The organism is Microbacterium sp. UMB0228, from assembly GCF_002871415.1.
GTDB lineage: Bacteria > Actinomycetota > Actinomycetes > Actinomycetales > Microbacteriaceae > Microbacterium.
The window spans coordinates 1-4,177 of the sequence record NZ_PNFU01000019.1 but is presented as its reverse complement, the minus strand read 5'-3'; the positions used below and the strand labels follow the sequence as shown (position 1 = coordinate 4,177).

At 60.9% G+C, this 4,177-nt stretch carries 4 protein-coding genes; all 4 read right to left on the bottom strand.

From position 1 onward, the window contains the following. Nucleotides 1–26: 26 nt before the first annotated feature. Entirely contained in the window at nt 27–347 is a 321-nt protein-coding gene (locus CJ226_RS17920; protein ID WP_146008279.1) for a hypothetical protein, read from the bottom strand. Between the two features lie 836 nt (nt 348–1,183). Next, entirely contained in the window at nt 1,184–1,444 is a 261-nt protein-coding gene (locus CJ226_RS17915; RefSeq protein WP_146008278.1) for a hypothetical protein, read from the bottom strand. A gap of 73 nt (nt 1,445–1,517) precedes the next feature. Continuing rightward, entirely contained in the window at nt 1,518–2,672 is a 1,155-nt protein-coding gene (locus tag CJ226_RS17745; protein ID WP_102209986.1) for a plasmid recombination protein, read from the bottom strand. A gap of 340 nt (nt 2,673–3,012) precedes the next feature. Then, the coding region (locus CJ226_RS17740; protein ID WP_219720009.1) for a phage/plasmid primase, P4 family at nt 3,013–4,177 on the bottom strand (1,165 nt) is incomplete at its 5' end.

Sequence of the window (4,177 nt, the reverse complement as noted above, 5' to 3'; positions counted from 1 at the left end):
TCGCACGATGGCTCACCCCGTCGCGGTCACGACGCCGCGGGCCCGAAAGACCACCACCCCGCGGGACTCCAGGGTCCGACTGCATCAGCCTTCGCACGGCCTCTCTTGCACTCTGATGTGATCGTTGAGCCCGTAGCTCTGAGTTTGAGCAGATCCAACACGTGACCGTCCGGCGTTCTTACCTGTCGGCCGATGATCATGGTTCTCTCGCCGGTCAGCTCTGGTGTGGCCTCGATCATCTCTTCGAGATGCATCTCGTATCTGAACTCGACTGGATCGAGCGGTTCGAGACTGCTTTTCGCGAGTCTCCAAAGCGAATCGGGGCCAGCGATACGGCGGACGCTCATGCCGTGACTCCTGTCACTGTGTCGCCGTGCGGGTAGCGGGCTTGAACGTGGAGCTTGGTGGTTGTGTTCATCCTGGGACTTTATGGGCAACCGCAGACATCTCTGGCGTCTAGACGGCAGTTCCGGTCACGGCCAATCGCGCGGTTCGTTCATGCTTAGACCCGGTGGCCTCCCGGTGGCCCTCATTGGGCCACTATGTGGTCAGTACCAAAGGACTCAGGAACAGAATGGTCTCAAAGTGGCCCTCATATGGCCAGGAAAAGGCCATTTCGCGGCGAGAAAAAGGCCATCGACGTGAGTGGTCGCGCGGAGAGTCCACTATGTGGCCAACCGGAGGCCACCTGAAGGCCACCGGGGGGCCAAGCGAATCCACTTGCCGACTCTCGCGAACCTAGAGGCGATGACCGTTGATAGGACGCCGCTGGCCTGCAACCATCCCTCGCGCTAGGTCCATCGCTCAGCCTCCAGAATCTCCGCTAGGGCATCGATCCCTCCACCATTTCGGAACCATTGAACTGGAGTCTGCTTGCCCTCAGCGACCACCTCGGATTGCGGCGTTGACATCAGCCCGGCCACCGACACCCAGCGGTTTGCAGCAACGAGCGCGATGATCTCGGTGAGATGCGGGAGAAGTTTCCCGGGCGATGACAAGCTGAACTGCCAGGCCGGAAGCGGCGCTTGCCGGCGATTTGGACTGCGTAGAGTCGCCCGCTGCTCACGAACTCATCGAGTTCGTCGTCGCTGAGGTCGAGGAAGCCTCGCACGTCGTCGTCAGACATACTCTGATGGAGCTCCGCGACCAGAGCGTTCGCGGCACCGGCTGGCAATGCGCCGCGTCAAACCTGCATGGCGATGTCGTCGAATTCCTCGGGAGTGAACTCCCCAGACGAGATGAGAAATTCGATCTCTTCCGGGGACAGCGACGGCTCTTCCGTCATCGGTCGTTCGGCAAGGAGCGACTCGGTCATCGCCCGGGCAACGTAATCACCGTCTCCGTTAAGGCGGGCTATCGCATCCCCAAGGGCGCGCATCGTGTCTTCTGAGGGTCGAGGCTGCAGGCGAGCGCGAGCTTTCGATTGAGATTCATCAGCGGTCATACGGTCAGCGTAGGAGTAGCCGGGGACGTAGAGGAGGAGCAGTCGCACTCGACTGCTCCTCCCCATGCGAGCTCTAGAGTTCGAGCGCGTCTCTCGGCTTGTCGACATGAATCACGGCTGGGTCGAGCTTGGTGTCGATCTCGTTGCGCATCTTGATCCGATCCGCTTCGAACCGCTTTCGAATCGGCTTCTCATTGATGGTCGTTTTGTCGAGCCAGCGCTCGAAAAACGGCGGGAGGCTTTCGAGCCGCTGATTGTTCAGCGCCAGGCGTTCGCGCTCGGCCGCGGCTTCTTCGCGAGCACGTTCTGCCGCCAGGTGCGCCTCGCGAGCGCGCAATGATGAGGTTCTCGCCGCCGCAGCTTCATCCACCGCTCTCGCTTGCGCGGCAGCAGCTTCTCGCCGACGTTCGGCGACCTGCGACTCGCGTTCCGCGAGCTCCTTCTCTCGCTGATCCAGCGCGGTGGAGCGCTTGGCGAGGCTCTTGTTTCGCTGCAGGCTCACATCGAGCTCGAACTCGAGCGCTCTCGTTGCATCACGAAGCCGGTCCGCCTTGGCCTGGAACTCACTGCTGCTGAGGTGCTCTCGTGATCGCTCGGTTACCCGATACTCAACGTCGTAGCCCGCAGCGGCCACTGCGTCCCGGACTCCTCGGTGCTGGCGTTTGAGATCCGCCGGTCCCTTAAAAAAGTCCTTCTGCGACAGCCGTCCATCGACTGTGACGGGGGTAATCATGAGCTGAAGCCCGGGATGAACCTCGTCGAGGTGCATCGACAAACCGATGATGTTCTCCTCCCCGAACTCTCGTCGGGCCCAGTCCACGGCGGCGCGCGTGTACTGGGCTGCCTGTCGGTTCAGCCCGCCCTCACGCCAGTCGGGGTTGTGCTGTTCGAACCACTTGGGATCCAGCTGGAGCACGACGCCTCTAACGAGGATCGCGTCCTTGCGGAGAGGCCTCGTGACCGTACTCAGGCGCCGCTGCAGGTAATCGTGGAACTCATCGCTCGGCGGCCGACCGTCGATCGACTGAGGACGCCGGTAGCCGCCTTCACCATCGTTCAGAAACGTACTGTTGAGCTTGGTCCGTTCCGGAACGATGTTCCGGTTCGCGTGGCGGAACGAGAACCCGGCCGCCTGATCCACGTCCCTCGCGATGTGCCTGAAAAAGGCCCTGGCGTGTCCTCCGCGCCCAACCTTGTGGGACACGTCATAGGTCATCGTGAAACTCATGCTTCGCTGCTTTCGACCTCGTTCGTGGCCCGCTCTGTCGTTGACGCAACAGGCCACAAAGCCCTCTCTGGCTCTCCCGCGGAAATCCCCTGGCGCTCATAGGGACACCACCTGCGAAGTTGCTGCGGGGTGCATCTTTCTTCTTCACGCCGATCAAAGGTGTAGGCCCCATACACTTCTGTGCCTACGTCGCTCGTCAGAAGCTCCTGGCGCCCTGCGGGGCAGTGCGAGGACGCAAACCGTGCGAGCGGCTGCGGACGAGTTGAACGGGGCGCCCGACCGGCTGGTGTTGCGCGGTCAACCTGCTGTGCAGTTCTCGAGTTCGTGATCGACCTGCGGTTCACTTGTCATCATCCTTCCCGCCGGCTGCGAGCACTTGGGTCTGGCGAAGAAGCCCTTTGTAGTTCGCCTTCAAAGCGGGTATCGATCGCTTGGCCGGATCGGCTCCTGTGTATGCCGGGTTCATCCAGGCCGTCAGCTTGTACTGGTCGATTAGCAGCTCGGGAGTGGACATGCGGGTCCCAGGGCGTACGGATGTATTCGTGACGCCCCATTCCGACGAGCTGTGCAAGTGATCCTTGAGAGATTCGGTGAACTGACTGAGGCCTTCGACGGTTCCGCTCGGCTCGACGTTGGCATACCACGCCTTGTACGCGTCGTAGAGAAACGCCCACGGCAGGAGGTCCCACACGAAGTCATCCTTGTGTTCCTGCCACCACCCGACGACCTTATTGTTTGCGGCGAACCATCGGTCGAGTGCCTGCTGGGACACGAGTGGAACGTCGAATGACTCGTGAGTCATCTGCAGCGCTCGCTTGAGTACGTATCTGAGTATGGCCGGGTCAGTGAGGTACTTGTCCTTGATGTCCTTGTTCTCGATGCCCTTGAAGTTCTTCACCATCGGCACGAGAAGCATGCGGCGAGCCATAGCCGCAGACTTGTCCTTGACCCTCGGGGTCATCTCGTTGTAGCACTGGACCTCGAACCCAAACCACCGCATCCGGACCGCTTTGACATACTTCTCTTCGATCTTGATGGGGTCTCCTGTGACGCACGCCTTCCAGAGTGCGAGCCGCGTGGCGAATGCACCCACTTCGTTCTCATCGACGAGGTTGACGTTCTTGGTGATGAGATCGGCAAGCCCAAAGGTGTCACCGAACGATGTCAGCGGAATCGACGTGAACGCTGTTGGGCCTAGGAGACTAGCGAGCAACTTTAGGAACGTTCCCTTACCGCCATTGCCCTTTGGCCCGATGAGGAAGGCGGACATGTCCCACCTCACGAACGGTCGGATAGCCGCGCTTACGATTTGCCAGAGGAGTTCGGGCACCCCTTCGTCGTCTGACAAACTTTGGAACCAAGCCTCAATCTCCCATTCGGTGCCGTCGGGCTGCGTGATGCGTGGGCTTTGCGCGCTGGCGTCGTACTCAGTGAAGCGCCCCGGGTTTCGTGGAGGCTCGGTTATCTGGGACCGGCTCCGACGGGAACCTGTTCTCCAACGTAGC